Annotated in this window: 15 protein-coding genes; 7 read left to right on the forward strand and 8 right to left on the reverse strand. The window is 58.8% G+C overall.

All coding sequences use genetic code 11. From position 1 onward, the window contains the following. Positions 1-37: 37 nt before the first annotated feature. Positions 38-1,108: a tRNA epoxyqueuosine(34) reductase QueG gene (gene queG / locus ACYZUC_RS17565; protein WP_461989469.1), complete on the forward strand. Its 1,071-nt coding sequence runs from the start codon at positions 38-40 to the stop codon at positions 1,106-1,108. A 22-nt stretch (positions 1,109-1,130) separates the two neighbouring features. Here the strand turns inward: queG and ACYZUC_RS17570 are convergent, their stop codons facing one another. The 5 genes from ACYZUC_RS17570 to orn form a co-directional block, all read right to left on the reverse strand. Next, on the reverse strand, positions 1,131-5,984 hold the full coding sequence (locus ACYZUC_RS17570; protein ID WP_461989470.1) for an RHS repeat-associated core domain-containing protein: 4,854 nt from the start codon (positions 5,982-5,984) through the stop codon (positions 1,131-1,133). Between the two features lie 68 nt (positions 5,985-6,052). Beyond that, positions 6,053-7,027, reverse strand: a complete 975-nt coding sequence (locus ACYZUC_RS17575; protein ID WP_461989471.1) for a hypothetical protein — start codon at positions 7,025-7,027, stop codon at positions 6,053-6,055. A gap of 158 nt (positions 7,028-7,185) precedes the next feature. Further along, positions 7,186-11,163, reverse strand: coding sequence for a dermonecrotic toxin domain-containing protein (locus ACYZUC_RS17580; protein WP_461989472.1), 3,978 nt, complete (start codon positions 11,161-11,163; stop codon positions 7,186-7,188). Positions 11,164-11,288: 125 nt separating this feature from the next. Further along, on the reverse strand, positions 11,289-11,900 hold the full coding sequence (locus tag ACYZUC_RS17585) for a trimeric intracellular cation channel family protein (protein WP_008035291.1): 612 nt from the start codon (positions 11,898-11,900) through the stop codon (positions 11,289-11,291). A 179-nt stretch (positions 11,901-12,079) separates the two neighbouring features. Further along, entirely contained in the window at positions 12,080-12,622 is a 543-nt protein-coding gene (gene orn, locus ACYZUC_RS17590) for an oligoribonuclease (RefSeq protein WP_008035288.1), read from the reverse strand. Positions 12,623-12,729: 107 nt separating this feature from the next. Here orn and rsgA point away from each other — a divergent pair, with 107 nt between their 5' ends. Next, positions 12,730-13,761 carry a small ribosomal subunit biogenesis GTPase RsgA gene (gene rsgA / locus ACYZUC_RS17595; RefSeq protein WP_008035286.1) on the forward strand — a complete coding sequence of 344 codons (1,032 nt, stop codon included), beginning with the start codon at positions 12,730-12,732 and terminating at the stop codon, positions 13,759-13,761. 208 nt (positions 13,762-13,969) lie between these two features. Here rsgA and motB read toward each other — a convergent pair whose 3' ends face one another. After that, positions 13,970-14,998: a flagellar motor protein MotB gene (motB, locus tag ACYZUC_RS17600; protein WP_461989473.1), complete on the reverse strand. Its 1,029-nt coding sequence runs from the start codon at positions 14,996-14,998 to the stop codon at positions 13,970-13,972. A 3-nt stretch (positions 14,999-15,001) separates the two neighbouring features. Beyond that, positions 15,002-15,853, reverse strand: coding sequence for a flagellar motor stator protein MotA (gene motA / locus ACYZUC_RS17605; protein WP_461989474.1), 852 nt, complete (start codon positions 15,851-15,853; stop codon positions 15,002-15,004). Positions 15,854-16,019: 166 nt separating this feature from the next. Between motA and ACYZUC_RS17610 the strand changes: the two genes are divergently transcribed. The 4 genes from ACYZUC_RS17610 to ACYZUC_RS17625 all read left to right on the forward strand — a co-directional run bounded on the left by ACYZUC_RS17610 (position 16,020) and on the right by ACYZUC_RS17625 (position 21,296). Further along, entirely contained in the window at positions 16,020-17,558 is a 1,539-nt protein-coding gene (locus ACYZUC_RS17610) for an HDOD domain-containing protein (protein ID WP_461989475.1), read from the forward strand. A gap of 39 nt (positions 17,559-17,597) precedes the next feature. Beyond that, complete coding sequence (locus ACYZUC_RS17615; RefSeq protein ID WP_008027926.1) at positions 17,598-18,413, forward strand: rhodanese-like domain-containing protein; 816 nt, start codon at positions 17,598-17,600, stop codon at positions 18,411-18,413. Positions 18,414-18,431: 18 nt separating this feature from the next. Next, the gene (gene asd / locus ACYZUC_RS17620) at positions 18,432-19,292 is read left to right on the forward strand and encodes an archaetidylserine decarboxylase (RefSeq protein ID WP_008040415.1); all 861 of its coding nucleotides are present in this window, start codon (positions 18,432-18,434) and stop codon (positions 19,290-19,292) included. A gap of 222 nt (positions 19,293-19,514) precedes the next feature. After that, positions 19,515-21,296, forward strand: coding sequence for a molecular chaperone (locus tag ACYZUC_RS17625; RefSeq protein ID WP_461989476.1), 1,782 nt, complete (start codon positions 19,515-19,517; stop codon positions 21,294-21,296). Positions 21,297-21,431: 135 nt separating this feature from the next. Here ACYZUC_RS17625 and serB read toward each other — a convergent pair whose 3' ends face one another. After that, positions 21,432-22,646: a phosphoserine phosphatase SerB gene (gene serB / locus ACYZUC_RS17630; protein ID WP_461978890.1), complete on the reverse strand. Its 1,215-nt coding sequence runs from the start codon at positions 22,644-22,646 to the stop codon at positions 21,432-21,434. A gap of 135 nt (positions 22,647-22,781) precedes the next feature. Between serB and ACYZUC_RS17635 the strand changes: the two genes are divergently transcribed. Then, positions 22,782-24,302, forward strand: a complete 1,521-nt coding sequence (locus tag ACYZUC_RS17635; RefSeq protein WP_461989477.1) for an AhpA/YtjB family protein — start codon at positions 22,782-22,784, stop codon at positions 24,300-24,302. Positions 24,303-24,404 lie beyond the last annotated feature (102 nt).

Consider the following 24,404-nt stretch of genomic DNA (forward strand, 5'->3'; position numbering starts at 1 on the left):
GAATTATACGCACCTCAGCTCCGGTTTCTCTCGCCTCATGCCCGCTATTACCACAGACCTGCCCGCCCTCGCCCAATCCATCAAGGACTGGGGCCGCGAGCTGGGCTTTCAGCAAGTCGGCATCAGCGGCCTGGATCTGGCCGAGCATGAGCAGCACCTGGCGCGCTGGCTCGAAGCCGGTTACCACGGCGAAATGGACTACATGGGCGCCCATGGCAGCAAACGCTCACACCCTGAAGAGCTGGTGCCCGGCACGCTTCGGGTAGTGTCCCTGCGCATGGATTACCTGCCGGGCGATACCCAAATGGCGCAATTGCTGGCTCAACCGGAAAAAGCCTACGTGTCGCGTTATGCCTTGGGCCGCGATTACCACAAGTTGATCCGTAAACGCGTGCAACAACTGGCAGAAAAGATTCAGGCGGTCATCGGCCCGTTCGGCTACCGCGCGTTTGTCGACAGTGCACCGGTGCTGGAAAAAGCCATCGCCGAAAAGGCCGGCCTTGGATGGATCGGCAAAAACACGCTGGTCTTGAATCGCAAGGCCGGCAGTTATTTCTTTCTCGCCGAACTGTTCGTCGACCTGCCGCTGCCGGTGGACCCGCCCCACGCCACCGAACATTGCGGCCGCTGCACCGCATGCCTCGACATCTGCCCGACCAACGCCTTCGTCGGCCCCTACGTGCTGGACGCCCGGCGCTGCATTTCCTACCTGACCATCGAGCTCAAAGGCGCCATCCCAGAAGACCTGCGGCCGCTGATTGGCAACCGGGTGTTCGGTTGCGATGACTGCCAGATCGTCTGCCCATGGAACCGCTTCGCCCGTCCGTCCGGCGAGAGTGATTTCAAGCCAAGGCATAACCTGGATAACGCTGACCTTGCCGAGCTGTTCATGTGGGATGAGGACAAGTTTCTCAGCAGCACCGAAGGCTCGCCGTTGCGTCGAGCGGGCTATCAGAGTTGGCTGCGCAACCTGGCGGTGGGCCTGGGGAATGCGCCTTCAACGATTCCGGTGCTGGAAGCATTGAAGGCGCGACGGGAGTACCCGTCGGAGCTGGTGAGAGAGCATGTGGAGTGGGCATTGCGTCAGCATGCTTTGCGTCAGACATAACCCGACAGCTTGATTCTCCGGTTCACCACTGTGGATCGTGCCCCCCGATCTGCTTGATGACCACTCTCATTTCTGTTCTGTATTCCAGGAAAAAAACCCTGTCGAACCCACCCAGACGAGCATGAACATGCTCAGGCTGGGAGAGCAGGATCGGTACCTCCCTGGCTTTTTTGGCAGCATTCATGGCGGCCTGGTTACTCGCTTTGACGTCACTGACAATCTTTGTATACCCGCTGTAACCCGGGTAAGGATCGTAACTATTACCCAAATGAGCTTTAGTAGATTCAAAGGGGCTCAAGCCGTCCTCTATCCCTTTCTTGAAATCGGCGTACTTGCCACGGGCAACATTCCCCGGCTTCCCATTCGGCGTGAAATCGTTTCTGCCGATATCATCAATTAGCGTCCACTTTTCCGGCCGCGCCTGTCCAGAGGCCGAAGGCGCCTGCGTCGCTTTGCCAGCGCCTTTCGCACCTTTGGCCGCGCCCCGACCGCCACCGGCAAGCGCCCCTGGTCGATAGCCAAATTGAGAGACTCTGGTGGGCGGGGATGTAAGGGCGCCGCTTCCCCACTGAGTGAATGCCTTGCTCGCAGCCAGTCCACCTGCAGTCAAGGATCCCACCCCCCATGCCGTACTGATCCAACCCAAAACCTCACCTGCCAGCGAAGTTGGCATCATCTCGCTGGCAACAATTCCCGCGATTCCGGTCAGACCGGAAGCCACGCCCAATCCGAGTCCGAGCAGGGCAAGCGGAGTGGCAGCTCCGAAGGAAGCAAAACCGGCAACTATCCCGATGATTGACAGGCCAATACCGAGAACACTCTGCCAGGAAAAATGCCCGGTAGGATCGACCCGATTGACGGGATCGCCCAGGCAATACGCGTAAGGATTCAATCCGCCGGCGCCAAAAGGACTCAAGCTGTCCGGGCTATGGAAGCGCATCAAACCAGGACTGTAAGCCCGGTAACCGTTGCCAAGCAGATACAACCCTGTCAGTGGATCAAACGTTTCCCCGTTAAAGCCAGCCAGACTGAACAACCCACCCTCCGCCGCTCGGTGTCCATAGGGGCTGTAGGCGATGGCGGTGTAATTTTCCCCGCTGACTTCACTCAATACTGACTGTTGCTGGTCGGTGCCTGACAATCTGACGCCGGCATGTTGCCCCGATTGATGCTGCCCCAACAGAATCCCGGCCTGGCGCAGGCAGGTAGTCGTGTCATTGCCGCTCACATCATTCGCAACCCGCCCTTCGCGATAATAGCGTTGAGTGGATGGGGCCTGCGGCGATGACAATTCGACCAACTGGTCCAAGGCGTCGTACCCATACCCGCGCAGGATGGCGCCTCCCGCACCCGCAACCTGCGTCAACCGCCCCAGCGCGTCGTAGGTGAGTGCGCGCGACTGCTCATCCCGGATCAACTGACCATCAGCGTCATACAACAGGGTCACGGGAGCCGGATAGTCTGCATGGCTATGCCGAACACTGACCAACCGTGTCGGATCGTCAGGGCTGTACGCGTAGAGGGTCAGGTTCTTTGCGCCGGGGAATTCGGTTTCCAGCGTCAGAACATTGTCCAGCTCATCGAACACGAAGGTTTGCCTGATGATCTCTTTGCCCTGGAAGTCCCGGGGCTTATGCGTTCCTGCACACAGGTACTCCTTGAGTCGACCCCGTGCGTCGTAGCTGAACGTCTCATCACGGGCGACCTGAAGGCCATTCTTCAGGGTTCTTTGCGCCAACTTGCTGGCCGGGGTGTAGCGCGACGTCAACGTTTGCCGAACAGCCCCGCCCACCTCAAAACTGCGCGACACCTCACGCCCCAGATCGTCATAAACCAGGCGGGTGGTCAAGGAACTGCCGCTGACAAGATCTTGTGCGTGGATGGAGCCGAGCTGATCCAGGGCGTTGTAGGTGAAATCGGCTTTTACCCGGTTTTGTTCAACCGATTTCGGGCGCCCCAGATGGTCGTAGGTCGTCTTGTGCTCATTGCCAAGCACATCGGTGCAGACAAGTGGTCGCCCGGCCAGCGAATAGCTGTACTCGTTAGTCCGCGTTCTGCCTCCCTGAGTCAACGTTTCTCGCTTGAGTTTGCCGGAGCGGCTGTACTCGAAGTGAGACTCACGGCCTTGTTCGTTGCAGCCGGTCAGCGCCCCCAACCTGGAACCGTAGAAATAATTGGCCAGTATTCCCGAGTCGGGTGTTGGCAACGCCTCCGTCCCCAACGTCTGACGCCGAATAACCTTGCCGCCAAGATTGGGTTCATAGCTATACCGAACACGCTCACCACTTGGCCTGCATTCGACAGAAGGACGTTTCGAGCCGGCCTCGTACAACAAACCGGTTTGTCGTCCGCCCACTTCGCTTTGGGTCAAACGTGCGAGACCGTCGAAGACCTGCTTACCCAAAATGTGTGTGCCCACTTTGACTTCGATGGGCAACTGCATGTGGCTGTGAGTCGCGTACCGGGTTTCCACAGCAGTGCCGTCGGGTAACACGCTGCGTATCAACCGACCAAAAACATCGTACGCATAGGTTGTCGTATTGCCTTGCGGATCAGTCTGACTGAGCGCGCGGCCCAAACCATCATAGACATGCGTCGTCTTGCCCAGACTTTGCTCGGCACGGTCGAATACTTCGACGCTGACAGGCTTATCGAAATCATTGAAAAGCGTGACCGTCTTGCCGGAACCTTCCGTCCAGCGAGACTCCTGCCGGGAGACTGGATCGTTGTTGACGTGTTGCCGAAGGCCGCTCTGGGAAACAGTGGTCACCACCTGCCCCCAATCATCAAGGATAAAACTCTGCTTGAGAGGCAATGCGACGCCCGCCAACCAATCCGTATGAGTCTCTCCCACCAACTGACCCATCGAATCGTACTGCGCCGAGTAAACCTCTCGTAGCGGACCGTCTGACGAGAGATCGCTGTCTTGCTCCTCGATTTTCACCACGCGTCCCAAGCCATCATAGGTCGCCCGCTGTCGCACACCACTGGCATCGGTATTGAGCAGTGTCGCGGGCAAGTCCGCCGTGGCGGCCGTGTAGTTCGAATGTCGCCGCGCTTCGAAGGAAGTGCCTGGTGCGACGGTTTCAGTCAGCGGCCGGCCAACCGCGTCATAGTCGAAGCGAGTGGTGACACCCTCCTCGTTCTTCCCCGACACCAGCACCCCGCTCAACGCCGAGTAAGTGCGCGATTCTGTCGTGCTTGTGCCATCGAATCCGGTCAACGTCGTCCGCACGCGCCGAATCGCCCCCCGGAGCGTGTAAGAGAATTCACAATGAGTGGAATGGGTTAGCCGGGTAACGGTTTGCTTCTTCAACTGACCATGACGATGAGGTTCGGCGGGCACATCGAAGTAATGCAGATCTGTCTGCAGGCATAACGTATCGCCCTGCGCTGTTTGCTCAACGAGCAGCTCCGCTACAGGCACGACATTTTGCCTCGAGCTACCGTCCAGCCCGCCAAGCAGTTGGTAGCGATAGTGGGTCACCGTCGTCGGGGCAGGAGCCAGCCCTTTGGCCGGATAGACTGTCCGCTGTTTCTCAAACCGCACAAAACCCAAAGGGTCGGCAGGGCAGCCCTCGGCACCAGACGCACTGAAAAACTCACTGACCGTCGTCACGCCACTGGGAGCAACGTGCTTGAGCAGATTGCCAGCGCCATCAAACTCGGTCCGAGTCACCTCTTCCCGCTGTTTTCCAGTGTGCTCATTCTTGTAAAGCCGGGTCTGTAGCAGGGGCAGACGGAACTGTGGTGGTTGCTCGTCAATACTCCTTCCCGGCAAGAGATGGTACTGCGTCGTGAGTGAATCAGTGGCCTGCCCGCACCGGGTTACCTGCGAAAGCAGCAGATGGTATTTGTTGTAGGTCCGCACCGTACTGCGGTGGACATCCTCTCCGAGGATCAGGTTTTCAGTCGACGTGTAGCAGTAGTCTTCCTGGGCAGCAGACAAACTGTCCAGTTCGTCCGACCAACGAACTCCCCCGTTGAAACCCAAAAAGTTCTGTTCGGAAAACTCGTACTCCGTGACGATGGCCGGCTGACTCCCCCCCGGAAATAACGTATGCGAAATCACATATGGTATTGCCGCGACAGGCGCCGCCGGCGGGAGAGAGTGTCCGGTTTGTGAGTATTGAATCAATTCACGTGCACCCATCGCCGAACTGACTTCAGTCAGGCAAACCAATCCACCTTGTACCTCATAGGTAAAAAGCCATTGTTCTGCTGTCGGTAGTTGGATAGCGGAAACACGACCATTACCAAGCGTCAAAGTAAATTGGGCCTCGCACACTGTATTCGGGTAGCGCGTAAGGACGACCTGAGCGTCGTCGTAAGTAATGCTCAGCAAAGTCCGCTCTGCGTCTTTGACGCCAACCAGTCTAGGCACGCCGTGGTGAGAGGCGTAATCCAGAAGAAGGCTTGTCCCATTGGCCGCCACCATCCGCCTGGGCACAGCGAAATCACTGTTTTCGAATGCCTCGAGCTGTTCCCGCAAGCCACTTTTGTGAATCAATTCGTAATCGCCCGAATCAAGGCTGATGACTTTAAAGTTTTCCACATGCGGGTCGGGAATCTGCAGCCCCGTGTTTACTGGTGTCGTTTTGTAGCTGTCGCCACTCGATAACGACAACGTGTTGTTCAACAAATCATAACGAGACAACGGCAACGCCCAGCCGGCCCCCAACCCCGATTCAACGCTATTGAGAGGGTTGAACTGCAGATTGATATCCAGCGATGGTCCGTTCAGGGCCACTGAATGAATATTGCCAAGAGACAAGGTGAACGTGTACAGCCCTGTCCGCGGATCTACTCCACCGCTCAGGAACTCATCAAAATTAAACGCACTAGAATAGATCGACGCACTCGCTTTCTCAGACATACAAACCTTCCATGCTGTTTTTTTCCATCCCTGTTAAACATCAATTTTTTTCAATTGCGGAATTGCGCTCAGGCCTTTTCAAGAAAGAAAGCGCCTGGCAAAACAGAATTATCAAAGCGCAGACACAAATCGTGCCCCGTTCCGTAGACATCGAAAGCAGTAAAGTAAAAAGTATCTCTCTTGTTATAAGTATTGCCCGTGAACTCCAGGCTTACCCCCTGAACGATGGTCAATGCTCCCTTCCGGTCATTCACCGGAACGTAATATGTTCGATACTGGTTCGAATCCTGCTCGGGCGTGAGCACAACAGGAATTTCCTTATCATTAACGCCTGCAATAAAGCAGACTGACCGCCACCAGTAGGGGCTTTCCAAATAATATCCGTGTGCGTCGAACACCCTCAGCGTCCCAGAAGCCAGTCCGTGCTCAACGGCTATTTTTTCAGACCAGCCAACCAACCGGAGCTGTCGCCCATCAACATTCAAGCTCAAATAAAAATGTGTCAGCGTACAATCAGGCACAGGATGATTGACCACCGTATCCAGACGAAATTTTGAAATTTCATAAACCACTGGAACTTCCGCCTCAATACTTACGCTACCGTCGAACTTAGCCCCGATGGTTGTATTGTTAGAGAGGATCAGTTTGTCATTAAAAATAACCGCTGCTCCAATCTGTATATCTGTCGCGACAGCACTGGACACCCAAAAGGTTCTGATACGGGTATAGGGGTCGGGATGTTCTCCTTCCCCTTCGGCCGAAACACCATACAGTGCTTGCGCATACTTGTTGGGCCGTTCATCTGCGCCCCAACCGTCCGACAGCAATTCTCCGGTCTTGTAATTGATCAGCCTCACACTGTTAAAAATCTTGGCGGACATAATGGCAGGTCGACCATTGCCATCTACCGCAGAAAGAAGAACTTGCACCCTAACTTGCATCTTTCCGTTGGCATATATTTTCTTCGTCGCAGTGGCGGCAGGCCCATAAAACTGCACTTTAAACGTCAACAACCGTACGGGATTCGCGCTTTCTCCGGACATAAATTTTCTCTCGCTTATAGAATATCAATAATATTTCGTAAACCGGTGAACCCTTCCATGATCAAGGTTCACCTCTGGCACGAGAAAATTACAATATCAGCCTATAAATTTGTACGGAGAAAAAGATTCAACATATGTGGAAAGCGAAACATACCAGACTATGGCTCATCATTTTCTTCATCGCTACCTAGAGCACTGTCTGTTGAAGCACCTCCAAAATCGTCATCACTCCCTTCAACTTCCGGAAACCCATCCCATCTAATTGAAACCTTTAGATCGAGGCCCGCGTTATTCAGATACTGGCTTATCCTACGATCACTTTCCGTACTCAGCGGGTTACCCCTAAAGTCAAAATCAACCGCGCGAGTCACGGGCACATCAAAAAGATCCTCGGGCACGTCAACTATGTCATTAAGAGTCAAATCGGCTCTCGAAAGATATTCAAGGTCAAACAGTCCAGACGGCACTTCAGTCAATCCAGTGTTGTGCAGATACAAATCGCGCATGCCTTTCATGAAGCCCACGTGCGGGCTCAGTCCCAATGGATTGTCATTCAAACTCAATAGTTGCAGCCCTTCTATTCGAGACAAGCCTTCGGCCGTGGCATCGGAAAGTCGCAGGGAACAATCGTTGAGCGTCAGTGAGACCAGGTCGCGCATCTGATAAATCTCTAGGGGGAAACTATCCAGCTGAATGCCCTCCAGCGTGAGAAATTGCACTGCGCTAAAACTTCTGAAAAAACCATGCCCCCGCAAAGGTTGAGTGCGACTGCCCAGCACCAACTCAGTCACATGCCCAAAGTCGGCCGTCAGTTCGGGCAACGCCCCCATGATGTCGAGATATAAATAAAAGTGGTGAGGCTGATAAGGGCTGGCCGGCGTCTGGCGGCGAGACCAACTGGCCTTGAGCTCCTCCATGAAAGCCTGTCTTTTGAGACGTTGTTGCGCAATGGACCTGGCATCCAATAACACACCTGTCAGTGGGTGGTGGGAAGGCACATCTTTGACCCACACCTCCAACTCATTGACCAACGTCACGTACTCGTTCTCCAGGCGCGCAACGGCCAACACCGGCTCCCCGATCAATCGCTCGCTGCGCAACGTCACCATTTCTTCCTCGGAGAGCGTCGGGTAAAGCGCTTGAAGCCGTTGCTCTACGGAACGCACTGGCTCCGGTACAAAATCGCCACCGCCCAACAGATAGCCAGAACGCCCCACGGCCAGCCCCATGGGTGAGCGAGCACCCGCCTCCAAAGGCGGCTGCCCCAGCAACGCCCGGGCTTGCGAGCGCGGCATCAGTGTTTGTTGTCGGACTGCCTGCCGGAGCCCCACGTCCTGCCCGACATGAGGCAAACCCAACGCCCGGCGTTGAGCATCGGGAAGGGCATGCTGGACAGCGCCGTAGAGATCGTCGAGTGCGTGCAGCTCCTTGCCGAAGCCATCGTAGGCCTGGTATTGGCCATTCTGTCTGACCAGGACTTTGCGAATCGGGGCCTCGGGACCACCGATACTGTCCACCAATGCACCGTCAAAATCGCTGTCACGCACTTCGATGCGCACCTCTGGCGACCAGCCGTTCAGGTTTTCGAGCCCATGCAGTACCAACCTGTCGGAGTCCGGATTCGCACTCGTCTCCAGATAAAGCCCTTCGTACGCCCTGCTGAGGCGCACTTCCCGTAGATAGAACAGCGCTTCATGCGCCATTCGCCGGGTGATTCCGAGGTTGCGCTGCATATGCAGACGATCGGCTGCCTCTGCATGGCGCCATAATTCTTCAGCGATGGTTTTGGGCAGATCAGGAAAAATCCGGCGTATCTGCCGGGTGTTTTCATCACTGCTCAGCTCAAAGTGGCGCTCACTTGCCTCGAACAAACTGGCGCGACTTTCCTGTGCCCAACCCGCGATTCTGAGTCGTAGCCGGGCGGCCCGCACGTCGATTCCAGGCAAAGAATCGCCAAACGCCAGGCTTTCACCCAGCAGTTTTTTCAGCTGTGCATCCTCAAGTGTTTCAACCACGCTTCGAACCAGATCGCCGCTTCGCAGCTGGCTGTCCTGCAGGCTGACGCCCTGAGCCTGCAGCAGTTGCACCTGTATCTGCGGATCGGCTTTCAAATACACCCGCGAATCGGTGCTTTGCATCTGCGCGATGAACGCCTGAATCTGCTGATCGAGTTTGAAGCGCCGGATGGTGTCTTCGAGCAAGGCTGGGGGGCGCCGGGTATGAACGTGCATGTCGCGCAGCACCGCCTCGTCGATGCCGCTAACCACCAGAATGCGTCCAGCCGTGACATCCGAAAACTCGGCCACCGAATGCCCCAGGCGACGAAACAGTTGCGCGCGCCGCCACTCCATGGGGCGCTCAACCTCATGCGCCCACGCACCTGCGCCGTTGTGGGCAAGTTGTGGTTTGTAGGCATCCGGCCTGTCCGGGTGGCGAATGCGATAGACACTCCCGTCAGTCTCGGGCACCACCACTTCATAGGTTTTCCCATCAAGAGGCAGCACTCTCGCGCCCTGATGCCGATGTAAACCGAGCGCATCAGCCTGGGAGTCGGCCGGCAAGCGCACCGCACGCTCATATGCACTCAGATCGGGATTCCACAATCGTGGCTGGCCCGCCCCCATATCAACGACTTTCAAGCGGTTGACGAAAGCGCCTGGGTCAACGGACAGCAGTTTGCCGACGGCCAGGCCGCCCAATGCAAACGCACCCAACTGGGCAACCGTTTCAGCAATGGACAGCAAATGCGCCGACGCTTCGATCAACTGCCCTTCGGCCCAATCAAGGATGCCGGTAAACGTGTCGTCCAACAGTTGGTACACGGTATAGGCCAACATCAGCTCGCCCAGAAACGGCACGAACGGGATCGCCGCCAGCGCCGCGACCTCCAGTACAACGGTGGCCACTTTCTCCAGGCTGTCCCATTGCTCCCAACGCGACTTACGGTCTTCGTCTGCGGTAGACACGGCCATGACGCGCGCATCATTAAGGATCTGGTTCAGCCGGGATTGGTACAGCCAGGTCCACAATTGCGGACCCACGCGCTGTGTTTGCATCCTGAGGTTGGGCCGCGCATCGGTGTCTGCGGCGTTGAGCACATTGAGCAACGTGGCGAAAAAGGCTCCTCGTTGGTCGTGAGCGACAAATCGGGCAAAAAAACGCTGGTAATCGGTAGAGCGCAATTGCCGGGTCAGTTCGTCCACGAATTCGCGGGTGGAGGCATAGGTTTTCAGCGGGTGCTCAGGGTCATCGGGGATGTAGGCAATCACCGGTTCAACTTCGCGAGAATGCTCCGGATCCGCCGAGAACAGCACGATGCCGGTCAACGCCGTTCCCAGGAGGCTCAGTTGATACAAACGCAGCGCTTTTGTGCCAGGCATCGGTGTTTTTTGCTCTGTCAGCAAGCCCTGCAGCAGGGTCTGTTCAGCGAGCCCAATATCACCTTTCATTCGAGCCAGGAGTGTTGCCACCCTGAATCGATCCTGCTGACTGGCAATGACTTTGTGTGCCAGCATCGTTCTGGCCGCAACATCCGTGGGCAATAACAGCGCTTCAAGTTGCTGTTTATAACGCCCTCCGATATCAAGTTGTCGGCATAGCGAGGCAAATACAGCGACAGACAAGCGACTGTTAATCGGGAGAATATCGAACTGTCCGCTCGCACCGGGCTCAGTGATAAAACATGAAGCGCTGTCAAAGTAATGCGCTGCCGTCTCCTTCATTTCGAAGTTATGCAAGGCAGCATCCAGAAGTGAAATCGTCGTCACTTCATAGCGGACCGGTAAATCTTTGGGGACATAGAGTCGCAGGTACGTTTTCCTGACATTCAGCTCTATCTCGAACTGACTTTTCAGGGCCTGAGTCAGCAATGGCTCGGCAAATGCGCGAACGTCGGCAAGGCCTTCAAACAGGCGGTCCACCCGGGTTTGCGAAACCCAACTACGTTGAGTTGCCTGCTTCAAGGCCTCATGACTGGCGGCGGATGCCGAGCGGTACCAGTCCGGAAAAACAACCCCGGCGTTTTTCAATGCCAGGCGTCTTTCGGCAGGCGCACGAATCAACCAGTCGGGAATCGACTTTATTATCAACGTTTGATGCGCGTTGAGCTGCGCGTTTGTCGAGTCTGAATCAGACATGCAAGTAACCTTTTTAAACAGTGGAAAACCACAGCTTATTTAATTACTTGCCTGACAAACGCTACATATATACCGCAGCTCTATAGATTATTCGTGCTGCTCTTGACGAATGTAAGCATTGCCACTCATTGCTCGTCGTTATAAACGAACTTCGGCATTTCCCAGTGAAAACGAATCGCCAACAACCGCAACAAGAAGCCACCAAACAGCGTGATGAGAATTGCCTGTTCACCGGGCAGTTGCAGATAGATGCACAGCATGTAGCACCACGCCGCAGCGAACGAGACGCTGGCGTAGAGTTCGCGGCGGAAGATCAGCGGGATGTCGTTGCAGAAGATGTCGCGCAGGATGCCGCCGAATACCCCGGTGATCACGCCGCTGACCGAGGCCACCAGCATGCCGTGGCCCATTTCCAGCGCGGTCATGCAGCCGATCAGGGTGAACGCCACCAGCCCCACGGCGTCGAGCACCAAAAACAGTGAGCGCAGATGGCGCATCCAGCGGGCCGTGAAAACAGTGACCATGGCCGCAACCGAGGTCAACACCAGATATTCCGGGTGTTTGACCCACGTCAGCGGGTAGTGCCCCAGCAGCACGTCGCGCACCGAACCGCCGCCCAACGCCGTGATGCAGGCAATCAGCACCACGCCAAACCAGTCCATGCCGCGACGGCCGGCAGACAGTGCGCCGGTCATGGCTTCGGCGGTAATGGCGATCAGGTAAAGCATCAGCAACATGGTGGCGGTCCTTGCAGGAAGGCGCGCAGTCTAGCCATTTAGGTGCAGCACCAAAAGGGGGCGATCACCCAGGAAGACCGAGTCGTCTGCTTCGCGGGCAAGCCTCGCTCCTACAGGGTCGCGCTGTACCCGTAGGAGCGAGGCTTGCCCGCGAAAGCGTCAGCACAGGCGCTGCTGAATCAGAACTTGATGAAATGCTTGCGGTAGTGCTGCAGCTCGGCGATGGATTCGCGGATGTCGTCCAGCGCCAAGTGGGTGCTACCCTTTTTGAAGCTGTCGCGCACGTCCGGCGCCCAGCGTGCGGCCAACTCTTTCAGCGTCGAGACGTCGAGGTTGCGGTAGTGGAAGAAGCTTTCCAGGGATTTCATGTGCGTATAAAGGAAGCGGCGATCCTGGCAGATGCTGTTGCCACAGATCGGCGACTTGCCCTTCGGCACCCACTTCTCCAGGAAAGCGATGGTCTCTGCTTCCGCTTCGGCCATGCTGATGCGGCTGTCGCGCACGCGCTGGGTCAGGCCCGAGCCGCCGTGTTGACGGGTGTTCCACTCGTCCATGCCGGCGAGGATTTCATCGCTGTGGTGAATCGCGATCACCGGCCCTTCGGCCAAGGTGTTCAGATCACTGTCGGTGACGATGGTGGCCATCTCGATGATGACGTCGGTATCAGGGTTCAGACCGGTCATTTCCAGGTCGATCCAGATCAGATTCTGCGGGTTTTGCATGTGTCGGCTCCTAGGCAATGCTGCGCAGTTTAGCCTAGGGAGGTGGCCGGGCGTGCTAAACTCGCGGCCGTTTTACCTAATCGCTGCATTCTTGATACGGAACACCCATGGCCAAACGCCAACTCAATCGTCGTCAAAACTGGCGCATCGAAAAGATTCAGGGCGAACGCGCTGCCCGCGCCGCCAAACGCGAGTCCTCGGCTGTCGAGGCACTTGAGGGTGGCGACCTGGGTCCGGAACAGACGGGCCTGGTGATCGCGCACTTCGGTGTGCAGGTCGAAGTCGAAGCCCTCGATGGCGATTTGGCCGGCCAGGTGTTCCGCTGCCACTTGCGCGCCAACCTGCCTGCGCTGGTGACCGGCGATCAGGTGGTCTGGCGTGCCGGCAACCAGGGCATCGGGGTGATCGTGGCGCAACTGCCGCGCAAAACCGAACTCTGCCGCCCGGACAGCCGTGGCCAGCTCAAGCCGGTGGCCGCCAACGTCGACATGATCGTCATCGTCTTCGCGCCGCTGCCCGAGCCCCACGCGAATCTGATCGACCGCTATCTGGTCGCTGCGGAGCACGCCGGCATCCGGCCGTTGCTGCTGCTGAACAAATTCGACCTGATCGACGAGCAGAACGCCCCCGCGCTGAATGCCTTGCTCGCGGTTTACCGCACGCTGGGCTATCCGGTGCTGGAAGTGTCGGCGCACCACGGCAATGGCATGGAGCAACTTCAAGAACAGCTGGACGGGCGCATCAGCGTGTTCGTCGGCCAGTCCGGCGTCGGCAAGTCGTCGCTGGTCAACAGCCTGCTGCCTGAAGTCGAAACCCGCGTCGGCCCGTTGTCCGAACTGTCCGGCCAGGGCACTCACACCACCACGACCGCGCGGCTGTTCCACTTCCCCGGTGGCGGTGAGTTGATCGACTCCCCGGGTATCCGCGAATTCGGCCTGGGCCACGTCAGCCGTTCCGACGTCGAAGCCGGTTTCATCGAGTTCAACGACCTGATCGGCACCTGCCGCTTCCGCGACTGCAAGCACGACCGCGAACCGGGTTGCGCATTGCTCAAGGCACTGGAAGAAGGCCGCGTGCAGCAGCAACGGATGAACAGTTATCGCTCGATCATCGCGAGTTTGCCGGAGAGCAGTTACTAAGCTGGACCGGGACAAGTGTAAAACCTGTAGGAGCCGGCTTGCTGGCGATGGACTCAAGCGCGCTGCATTGAACCAGACAGCACGCGTTATCGTTGACGTCCATCGCCAGCAAGCCGGCTCCTACAAGGGACCGCGCTCAAACTGAAAATGAAGTGACCTCCAAATCAAAGCAAAAAAAAGCCGACATCACTGTCGGCTTTTTTGTGGGTCACTGCTTCGGCGGTTCAGCCGGTTTCGGTGCCGGGTCATCGAACAGATTCAAACGCTCGCGAAGCTCATGCGCCGGCAATGGTTCTTTATCGGCTGGCAATGCGTTCGGATCAGCTGGCGTGGCCGGCACTTCACCCGGACCACCCTGCCCTTGTGTCGGCTCCGAAGTCGGTTCCACGCCTTGCGAACCTTCGATGGCACGCTGGGCTTTCTTGGTCAGCACGATAATGTCGATGCGGCGGTTGATCGGATTGAACGGGTGCTCGCGATCGAACAATGCCGACGAGGCATAACCGACCACCCGCGCCACCTGTTGATCCGGATAACTGCCCGCCACCAGCGCACGACGCGCAGCGTTGGCACGGTTGGCCGAGAGTTCCCAGTTACCGAAGTCGCCGGTGCCCGAATACGGCTTGGCGTCGGTGTGGCCGCTGATGCTGATCTTGTTCGGCACCGCTTTGATGGTGTCGGCCATGGCCAGCAGGATGTCTTCGAAATACGGCTTCAGACGCGCACTGCCGGAATCGAACATCGGGCGGTTTTCGGCGTCCACGATCTGGATACGCAAACCGTCCGGTGTGATTTCGAAACTGATCTGGTCCTTGAATTTCTTCAGCTGCGGGTTCTCTTCGACCTTGGTCTGCAGTTCTTGCAGCAACAGCTCCAGGCGTTCCTTCTCGACCATTTCGGCCATGCCTTCGACCTGTTCGGCGTCGACAGTCACCTTGTCCGGCTGCGGCTGGGACTTCACCTCGGGGTTGAGGGTGTTTTCCGGCGCCAGGGTCGGCGTGCCGCCCAGATCGATGATGTACGGCGTACCGCTTTCGGAAAAGCCGATCGGGTCTTTGAAGTAACCGGCGATGGCGAGCTTCTGTTCCGGTGTCGCGGTGGACAGCAGCCACAACACCAGGAAGAACGCCATCATCGCCGTCGCGAAGTCGGCGAAGGCGATTTTCCAGGCGCCCCCGTGATGCCCGCCGGCGATGCGCTTGACGCGCTTGATAATAATCGGCTGATTATTTTCCATGACTTAGCGACCGCGAACCGCTTGTTCCAGCTCAGCGAAGCTAGGACGGTGTGCCGGGTACAGAACCTTGCGCCCGAACTCTACCGCCAGCGATGGCGGCATGCCGGAAGCCGAAGCCACCAGCGAGGCCTTGATGGCTTCGTAGACGTTCAGCTCTTCCTTGGCATCGTGGGCCAGGGAGTGGGCCAGCGGACCGAAGAAACCGTACGCCGCGAGAATACCGAAGAAGGTACCAACCAGTGCCGCACCCACGTGCAGACCGATGGACTTCTGGTCGCCTTCGCCCAGGGACGCCATGGTCACCACGATACCCAATACCGCCGCGACGATACCGAAACCGGGCATGGCGTCGGCGATGCCGTTCACCGCGTGGGACGGGTGCTCCAGGTCTTCCTTGAGGTTGTAGAGTTCCATGTCGAACAGGCCTTCCAGCTCATGGGGAGCCATGTTGCCGGAGGACATGATGCGCAGGTAATCGCAGATGAACGCAGTCATACGATCGTCTTTGAGCACCGACGGGTACTTGGCGAAGATGGGACTCGCGGCGGCATCTTCGATGTCGCCTTCGATGGCCATCATGCCTTCGCGGCGACTCTTGTTGAGGATCTCGTAGATCAGCCCCAACACTTCAAGATAGTAGCCGTGGTTGAACCGCGATCCGAACATGCTCAAGGACTTCTTGAGCACGTGCAGGGTCATGTAACCGGGGTTGGCCTGGAGGAATGCGCCAAGGGCCGCACCACCGATGATCATCACCTCGAAGGGTTGAATCAGGGCCGCAATCTTGCCGTGGGAAAGCACGTATCCGCCGAGCACGCTCGCGAATACGACGATGATGCCGATTATTTTAGCCATAGGTAGGAGAGCACTTACTGAGTCGGGTTCAAGGTCATATTCGGAAGTTAAAAAATCTCTTCTTCTACTTATCGGCAAAACTGCGCCAGACTATAGCCAGTTCAGGCGAAAAGCCAATTTGGCCCACTTCGGGCATAGGTAATGCAGACGATGATCGCGTCCAACCATGGCTAACGAAACGAACGTTCCAACTCCAAAACCAAACACTCTCCAAGGCTGGGTCAAGCTTCTGGACGGCGTGCACCTGCCCGTTCCACAAGGCAGTCATGACCGGGTCTGCAAGGCCATCGGCGACAACCGCAGCTCGTTGCGCGATATCGCCGAGCTGATGCAGGACAGCCCCGCCCTGGCCTTGAGCGTGATTCGTGAAGCCAACCGGCACACCCACGGCAGCATGACCGAGCCTGCGGAAAACCTTGAGGTGGCGATCAATCGCCTCGGTTTGAAGCGCACCGAAGAACTGCTCGCACGGCTGCCCGCGATGCCGGAATCGGACATTCCCGTGGCCCTGCGTCAGTTGCAGATGATCAGCCAGCACGCGACGCAACAGGCCAACGGCTTTTTCGCCGCTCGCCTGGCGCGGCTGTGGCAGGACATCCACTGGGGCAGCCTGCTGTTTTTATCGCCGATGTGGCCGTTGGCGCTGACCCATCCGCATTTGCTCGAAGAATGGGAGCTGCGGGTCATCCATAAGGGCGAGTCCGCACGTAAAGTCGAGAAACAATTATTCGGCGTACGCCTGCTGGAAATCGGTCAGGCACTGGTGGAAATCTGGCACCTGCCGAACTGGGTGCAGCAGGGTTACAAGCTGCTACTCAATGAGCAACGGGAACTGGTGAAAGTCCTGCGCATCGCGCGCGACAGCGATCATCCATTGCGCCAGCAGAACCGTCTCGATGACGATCCGACGTTACGCCGCTGGCTCAATCAGCCGGCCAACACGGTGTTGCTGGCCAACGGTCTGGCGCTGTCGGCACAGCAGGCCTGGGACTGTCCGCACAGTGAGCGCTGGCAGTACCTGACCAGCCTTTACCTGCAAATGCCGATGGACGAGGTGCAGCAGCAACTTCACCAGCAGGCCGCCAACAGTGCGCGCCACCACGCCATGCCAGACCTCTGGCACCCGGCCGTTGCGCTGCTCTGGCCGTGGGGCACGAACCGTGTTCACGCCGGTCTGCTGCCGGCCCCGGCGCCGACCGCCGAGGACCTGACCAAGTGGCGCAAACAATGCGCCGAGCTGCTGGTGGAGCCGAGTCGTTTCACCAACGCCATGCACTTGACCAACTCGGCCCGCGATGCACTGGTTGCATGTGGCATGCGCCGGGTGATGATCCTGATGGCCGACCGCACACACGCCAATCTGCGCGTGCACCAGGTTGCCGGGTTGCCGAAAGAAACGGCCGGTCTGAATTTCCTGGTCAGTCAAAGCACCGTGCTGCAACGCCTGCTCTCGCAGCAAGCCCAGGTACGCCTGACACCGGCCAACAACGCACAATTTTCGGCGCTGCTGCCGGCCAGCCTGCGCTCGCAGTTCGGTGGCGAACACCTGCTGTTGCGCTCGCTGGTCAACAACGGCCGCGTGATCATGATCGTGGTGGCGGACCAGGGCGGCGGGCCGTTCTCTGAAATTACCGTGCAAGCCTTTGGCAAAACGGCGCAGTGCATCGAGAAAGCCCTGCACACCTTTAGCCATCGCGGCCAATGACCCGCTACAATCCTCCCCTTTGTGCTCTGGAGACCTCACATGTCTGACTTCTCTGGCTTGCCGCTGGTGATCGAACCGAGCGACTTGCTCTCTCGCCTCGACGCCCGCGATCTGATTCTGGTGGACCTGACCAGCAGCGCCCGCTATGCCGAAGGGCATATTCCCGGCGCGCGCTTTGTCGATCCGAAACGCACGCAACTCGGCCAGCCACCGGCGCCGGGCCTGATGCCGCCGCAAGCGGCTCTCGAAGCGTTGTTTGGTGAGCTGGGCCACAACCCCGATGCGGTCTACGTCGTGTATGACGACGAAGGCGGTGGTTGGGCCGGGCGTTTTATCTGGCTGCTGGATGTCATCGGCCACCACAAGTATCACTATGTCGACGGCGGTCTGACGGCGTGGCTGGCGGAAGGCTCGCCCATGTCGATCCAGATCCCGCCCGCGGTCGGCGGCCCGGTTGCGTTGACCCTGCACGACGAACCCACCGCCACCCGCGAATACCTGCAAAGCCGTCTCGGTGCCGCCGACCTGGCGATCTGGGATGCGCGCGGGCCGCTGGAGTACTCCGGCGAGAAAGTCCTGGCGGCCAAGGGCGGACACATCCCCGGCGCGGTCAACTTCGAGTGGACCGCGGGCATGGACCGGGCGCGCAACCTGCGCATCCGCTCGGACATGCCGCAGATCCTCGAACAACTCGGGATCAGCAAAGACAAAGAAGTGATTACCCACTGCCAGACACACCACCGTTCTGGCTTCACCTATCTGGTGGCCAAGTCCCTCGGTTATCCGCGGGTCAAAGGCTACGCCGGCTCCTGGGGCGAATGGGGTAACCATCCCGATACGCCTGTAGAGATTTAAGGTTTTTAAGGACAGTTAATGAATAAGCGTTTGTTTATCCTCAGCCAATACCTGCTGCCCCACCACTTGCTCTCGCGACTGGCCGGCTGCATCGCCGAATGCCGTGTGCGCTGGTTCAAGAATGCGTTCACCGCGTGGTTCGCCAAGCGTTATCAGGTGGACATGTCCCAGGCCCTGGTCGAAGACCTGACGGCTTACGAGCATTTCAACGCGTTCTTCACCCGCGCCTTGAAAGACGGCGCTCGTCCGCTGGACGAAACCCCGGGCGCCATCCTCAGCCCGGCCGACGGTGCCGTCAGCCAGCTCGGCCCGATCGAGCACGGTCGCGTGTTCCAGGCCAAGGGCCACAGCTTCAGCGTTCTGGAGTTGCTGGGCGGTGACGCGGCCAACGCCGCGCCGTTCATGGGCGGTGATTTCGCGACCATTTACCTGTCGCCGAAGGACTACCACCGCGTGCACATGCCGCTGGCCGGCACGCTGCGCGAGATGGTCTACATTCCGGGGCGGATTTTCTCGGTCAACCAGACCACGGCGGAAAACGTTCCGGAGCTGTTCGCCCGCAACGAGCGTGTGGCGTGCATTTTCGACACCGAGCGCGGGCCGATGGCCGTGGTGCTGGTGGGCGCGATGATCGTGGCGTCGATCGAAACCGTGTGGGCTGGTTTGGTGACCCCACCGAAACGCGAGCTGAAAACCTTCCGCTACGACGAAGCTGCCCGTGCGCCGATCCACCTGGAGAAAGGTGCGGAACTGGGTCGTTTCAAATTGGGTTCGACGGCTGTTGTGCTGTTCGGCCCGGATCAAGTGCAGTGGGCTGAAGAACTGGCGGCCGGTTCGCCAGTGCAGATGGGCCAGGGCATGGGCCTGCCGAAAGCCTGATCCAACGCCGCTCTACTGTAGGAGCAGCCGGTCGACGCTCGATTGCTCGCGAAGGTCGTCAATGACAACCGGGATCTGTCTGATGATCCGCGGCGTCCTCCGGCTCTTCGCGAGCAAGCTTCGCTCCTACAGAGAACAGGCATTGCAATGCGCGCCCCCGAGTCATAGCTGCTAAAGTCTGGTCATTCACTGCCCATTTCCCGGTTGGAGTTTGTCCACCGCATGAATGAGACCAGTCCCCACCTTCTGCTGCGCGCCCCTGTCCCCGCACAGTTGCGCCTGTCGTTCTGCGAAGCCACCCCGCGCGACCTCAAGCGCTGGATCGCCAACCTGCCCAAAGCCAACATCGGCGAAACCGCACGCCAGCTCTATCAGGGCTTGAGCGAACTGAACCAATTACTGACGCCCAGCGACAATCGCCTGCAATTGCTCGAACTGCTAAGGCCCGAGGTGTATTACGTCTGCAAACACCTGGAGCGGCATTTCCTGCACCAGTCGATTGCCCTCGACGAGCGCTCAAGCAAGATCGCCAACCTCTGCCAGGCGCTGCAAAGCCACTTGGCGATCGGCTACAAACAGATCGTCGTGCGCATTACGCCGCGCTTCAGCAAGGACCGTGCGCCGCTGCTGGCCCAAGCGTTGCAACGGGCGATGCATTGCCTCAACGGGTCGCTGATCCGCGCCACCCAACTCTATTGCCCGGTGCCGGAAGGCGTGTGGCTGGAACTGCATCAGCTGTATCGAATCGCCTGTAGCCTTCGGCTGCAGCACCTGAGCCTGCGCGATGAATTGGCGAGCCAGACGCAAAACCTGAGCATCGAACAGACGTACGTGGTCGCCCTGTTAGTGGGCGCCGCACGTTGCAATCAACTGCGCCAGAACCAGATCGCGCGGCTCGCCGAAGTGCTGGAGCCGTGGAGCAAACTGATCAAGCTGCAACCGGAAACACCGGCCGATGGATTGTTTGCCATCGCCCCGGAACTCGACATCGGGCCGCGTTACCGCTCGAAGTTCCGGCCCGAGCAACAGGAGCGTTTGCTGGGGTTCGATCCGCAGCCGCTGGTCGCAGCCATCGACGCCCATTTGGAAAAAAACGACAGTGAGTCGCCACTCCCGGTGCCGGCAGGCCTGAGCCTGGATACGCTGCAACACCTGAGTGCCGCGTGGGGGCAGGCGGTCGAGCGCAGTTTCCAGCGCACCGCCAGCCAAGGCACCTTGACCCTGTGCGTGGGCATGAGCGCGCTGCACTTCTATCTGGGCGGGCAGCGCCCGTTCAGCGAGATCCTGAAAAACCCCGGCGCCCGCCGCGCGCAGTTCAATACGACGGCGCCCACCCTCCGGGAAAAAGACCAATGGAGCCATGCCTTCGACGCAGCGCCCCACGGCACTGCCGACGCGTTGCTGCCCTACGAAGAAATCGAATACCGGCAGCTGCAGAATGACGACAGTCACGAAGCCAGCGACCGCCACTTTCCGACGTACGTCCTGCCCGTGATCAATCACAGTCCGGGCGGCTATTGCCTGGCTTGGCCTGACGCTGTGCCTGCCGAGTTACAGGCTGGCGAGATGGTTGGCATCGAGGACACGGCGGGCGCAGGCTGGAGCATTGCGGTGGTGCGCTGGATTCGCCAGGTTCGCGGCGGTGGCACGCAAATGGGCATCGAGCAAGTCGCGCCATACGCCGAACCTTGTGGTCTGCAACTGGTGCGCACTCGGGACGACCACAGCCACTACCTGCGCGGCCTGTTGCTGCCGGCCATCAGCGCGATAGATTTGCCGGCCACCCTGCTCGCTCCGCGCCTGCCGTTCCAGGAAGGCCACAAAGTGCTGATCAACACCAACGGCGAGGAGCGCCGGGCCGGACTGGATCGGCGGGTGTCGAGTACCAACAGCTTCAATCAGTTTGCGTATCGTTCGTTGGAGACCGCCAGAAACGACAACGCCGCGGGGAGCGGCGTGGTTGGTGTCGAGGAGGAGTTTGATTCGTTGTGGAAGACGCTTTGATTGAATCTGTAAGACCGTGTCGCCCCCATCGCGAGCAGGCTCGCTCCCACATTCGACCGCATTCCTCCTGAAAGAACTCGGTCAAGTGTGGGAGTGAGCCTGCTCGCGAAGAGGCCCGCTCAGGCAACCAAAGACTCAGAGCTGCCCGTCACGATCCCGAAAGCCCAGCAGATACAGCACGCCATCCAGCCCTAATGTGGAGATCGCCTGCTTCGCCGATTGCTTGACCAGCGGCTTGGCGCGGAATGCCACGCCCAACCCGGCAATCGCCAGCATCGGCAAATCGTTGGCGCCGTCGCCGACCGCAATGGTCTGCTCCAGACGCAAGCCTTCCTTGTGCGCCAGCTCCTTCAGCAGATCTGCCTTGCGCTGCGCATCGACAATCGGCTCGACCGCCACGCCGGTGACCTTGCCATCGACCACTTCCAGCTCGTTGGCAAACACGTAGTCGATGCCCAGCTTGGCCTGCAATTGCTTGGCGAAGTAGGTGAAGCCGCCCGACAGAATCGCGGTTTTGTAGCCCAGACGCTTGAGCTCGGCGAACAGGGTTTCGGCGCCTTCGGTCAGGCGCAGCGAGGCACCGATCGAATCCAGCACGCTGACATCCAGCCCTTTGAGCAACGCCAGGCGCTCCTTGAAGCTGGCACGGAAATCCAGCTCGCCGGCCATCGCCCGCTCGGTAATCTCCGAAACCTGATCGCCCACACCGGCCGCCTTGGCCAGTTCGTCGATGACTTCGGCTTCGATCAGCGTCGAGTCCATGTCAAACACCGCCAGACGACGGTTGCGGCGGAACAGCGAATCTTCCTGGAAGGCGATGTCGACGTTCAATTCCTGGGCGACGCTGAGGAATTCCGCTCGCAGCGCTTGCGGATCCGCCGCTTCGCCACGCACGGAAAACTCGATGCAGCCCTTGCCTTTATCGGCCGGGGTATCCAGCGGCATGCGCCCGGACAGGCGATCGATGTGGTCGATGTTCAGGCCATATTTGGCGGTGATCGAACTCACGGCCTGCAATTGCCCGGCAGTCACTTTGCGGGTCAATAGCGTCACGATGTGGCGTTTTTTGCCCTGATTACCGACCCATTGCTGGTAATCCTCTTCGGACACCGGCGTGAAACGCACCTGTTGGTCAAGCTCATAGCCCTTGAACAGGATGTCCTTGAGCACCGACTTGCCTTGCTCGGTGCCAGGAATTTCAACCAGGATGCCGAACGACAGGGTGTCGTGGATCACCGCCTGACCGATGTCGAGAATGTTCACACCACCCTGGGCCAGAACGCCGGTAATGGCCGCAGTCAGACCCGGACGGTCGACTCCCGTGATGTTTATCAGGACGATTTCGCGCAAGGCGCACCCCCGCAGGTGGAAAAAAACCGCATTCTACCCACTTTCAGTGACCATCGGGCACCGTGAGCGCTTTGCCGGTCTAGGGCCTGTCGCTATACTGCGCGTCAACTTCACGGACAAAAGAGCCGAGCTCAAGTGAACCGGCCCACGCCAGTAAAAACCGATAACTTCTTTCTGCTGATCTTCCGTGCACTGCGCCACCGCCGTGTACCGATTGCATTGCGCATCGCCAGCCATAACGTGATCCTGGTCGCTCTGGCCCTGGTGATCTACGCCTGCGTGATGGGTTTGCAGTTCAAGCAGGCCATGCACGAGCAGGCAGATGCGCTGGGCGAAAGCCTGACCACGCAGACCGCCACGTCCGCCACGGAACTGTTGGTGTCCAACGACATCCTCAGCCTCAACGTGCTGCTCAACAACCTGACCAAGAACAAACTGGTGGCCCACGCCGCCATTTATAGCGTGGATAACCGCATCCTCGCCGAAGCCGGTCAGCGCCCCAAGCACGGCCTGCTGGGCGAAGCCGAAGGCATGTATCAGAGCAAGATCACCTTCCAGGACGTGACCGCCGGGCAACTGCGCATCAGCCTGGACATGGATCAATTCCAGCAGCCGATGACCATCAGCCTGCAAAGCATGGGCATCCTGAGTGCGATTCTGTTGGCCTTGTCCCTGGCCTTGAGCCTGCGCCTGGGTCGGCACATCTCCACGCCGCTGCTGCAATTGCGCGTGTGGCTGCGCAACATCGACGAATACACCCCGGCCACCGATCGTCAGGATGAAATCGGCGACCTGGCTCGCCAGCTGCACGCCAATTTCGCGCCGGAACCGGCCGAGCCTGAGCCCGCACCGGAACCTGAGTTCGACGACGTCGATTACGACGATGACGCCGAGCCGTCCTTCGAAGTGCGCAACCTGCGCGACCCGAGTTTCGACGAGACCAAGCCTCTCGCCAGCCTCAAACCTGCGCCACGGCACATTGTCAGCACCGTCGAAGACGAGGATGACGACGATGCGTTCGCCGATTTGCGTGACGAATCGACAGCCGCGAAACCAGTAGCCAGGGTGCCGGTATCAAACGTGCCGCAACACAGCGCAGTGCTGGCCGTGCAACTGGGCGCCCAGGATCAATTGCGCCGCCTGCCCCGTGCTCGCCTGGAAGAACTGCTCAAACGTTATCGCGATTGCCTCGATCAGGCGGCCTCGCTCTATGAGGGCGAGCTGCATAGCCTGAACGATGGCAGCACGCTGATGGTGTTCCACACCGAGGACAGCGGCGACGACTACCTGACCAACGCCATCTGCTGCGGCGAGCTGTTGCGGGCGCTGGGCCATCAGTTGCAGATCGAAGTCGCCGACAGCGGCATCACCCTGCAATTGCAGCTGGGTGTGACCCTGGGTGATGAGTTGTTCGGTCTGAGCCAGATCGACCTGTTGCTGACCGAAACCGCCCAGGACGCCCTGGCCCTGTCGCAACACAGCCGCAATCTGCTGCTGGTGGAGCGCAAGATCAGTGACGACGCGCTGATTCGCCAGCGTGCGCGGATCCGCCCGATTGCCAGCCCTGAGGGTGCGTGCTGCGTGGAGCGGTTGATGGAGCCTTATCCGTCGATGCTGGAGCGGCAGTTGGCGCGGATGCATGAGCGTCGGGCTTAAGCCTTAGGCCCAGATGTGAAGAAGCCCGCAGACAAGTGATTGTCTGCGGGCTTTTTTGTTGCCTGTTCCGGCCTCTTCGCGGGCAAGCCTCGCCCCTACAGG

The sequence above is a fragment of the Pseudomonas sp. GT1P32 genome, from assembly GCF_054897805.1.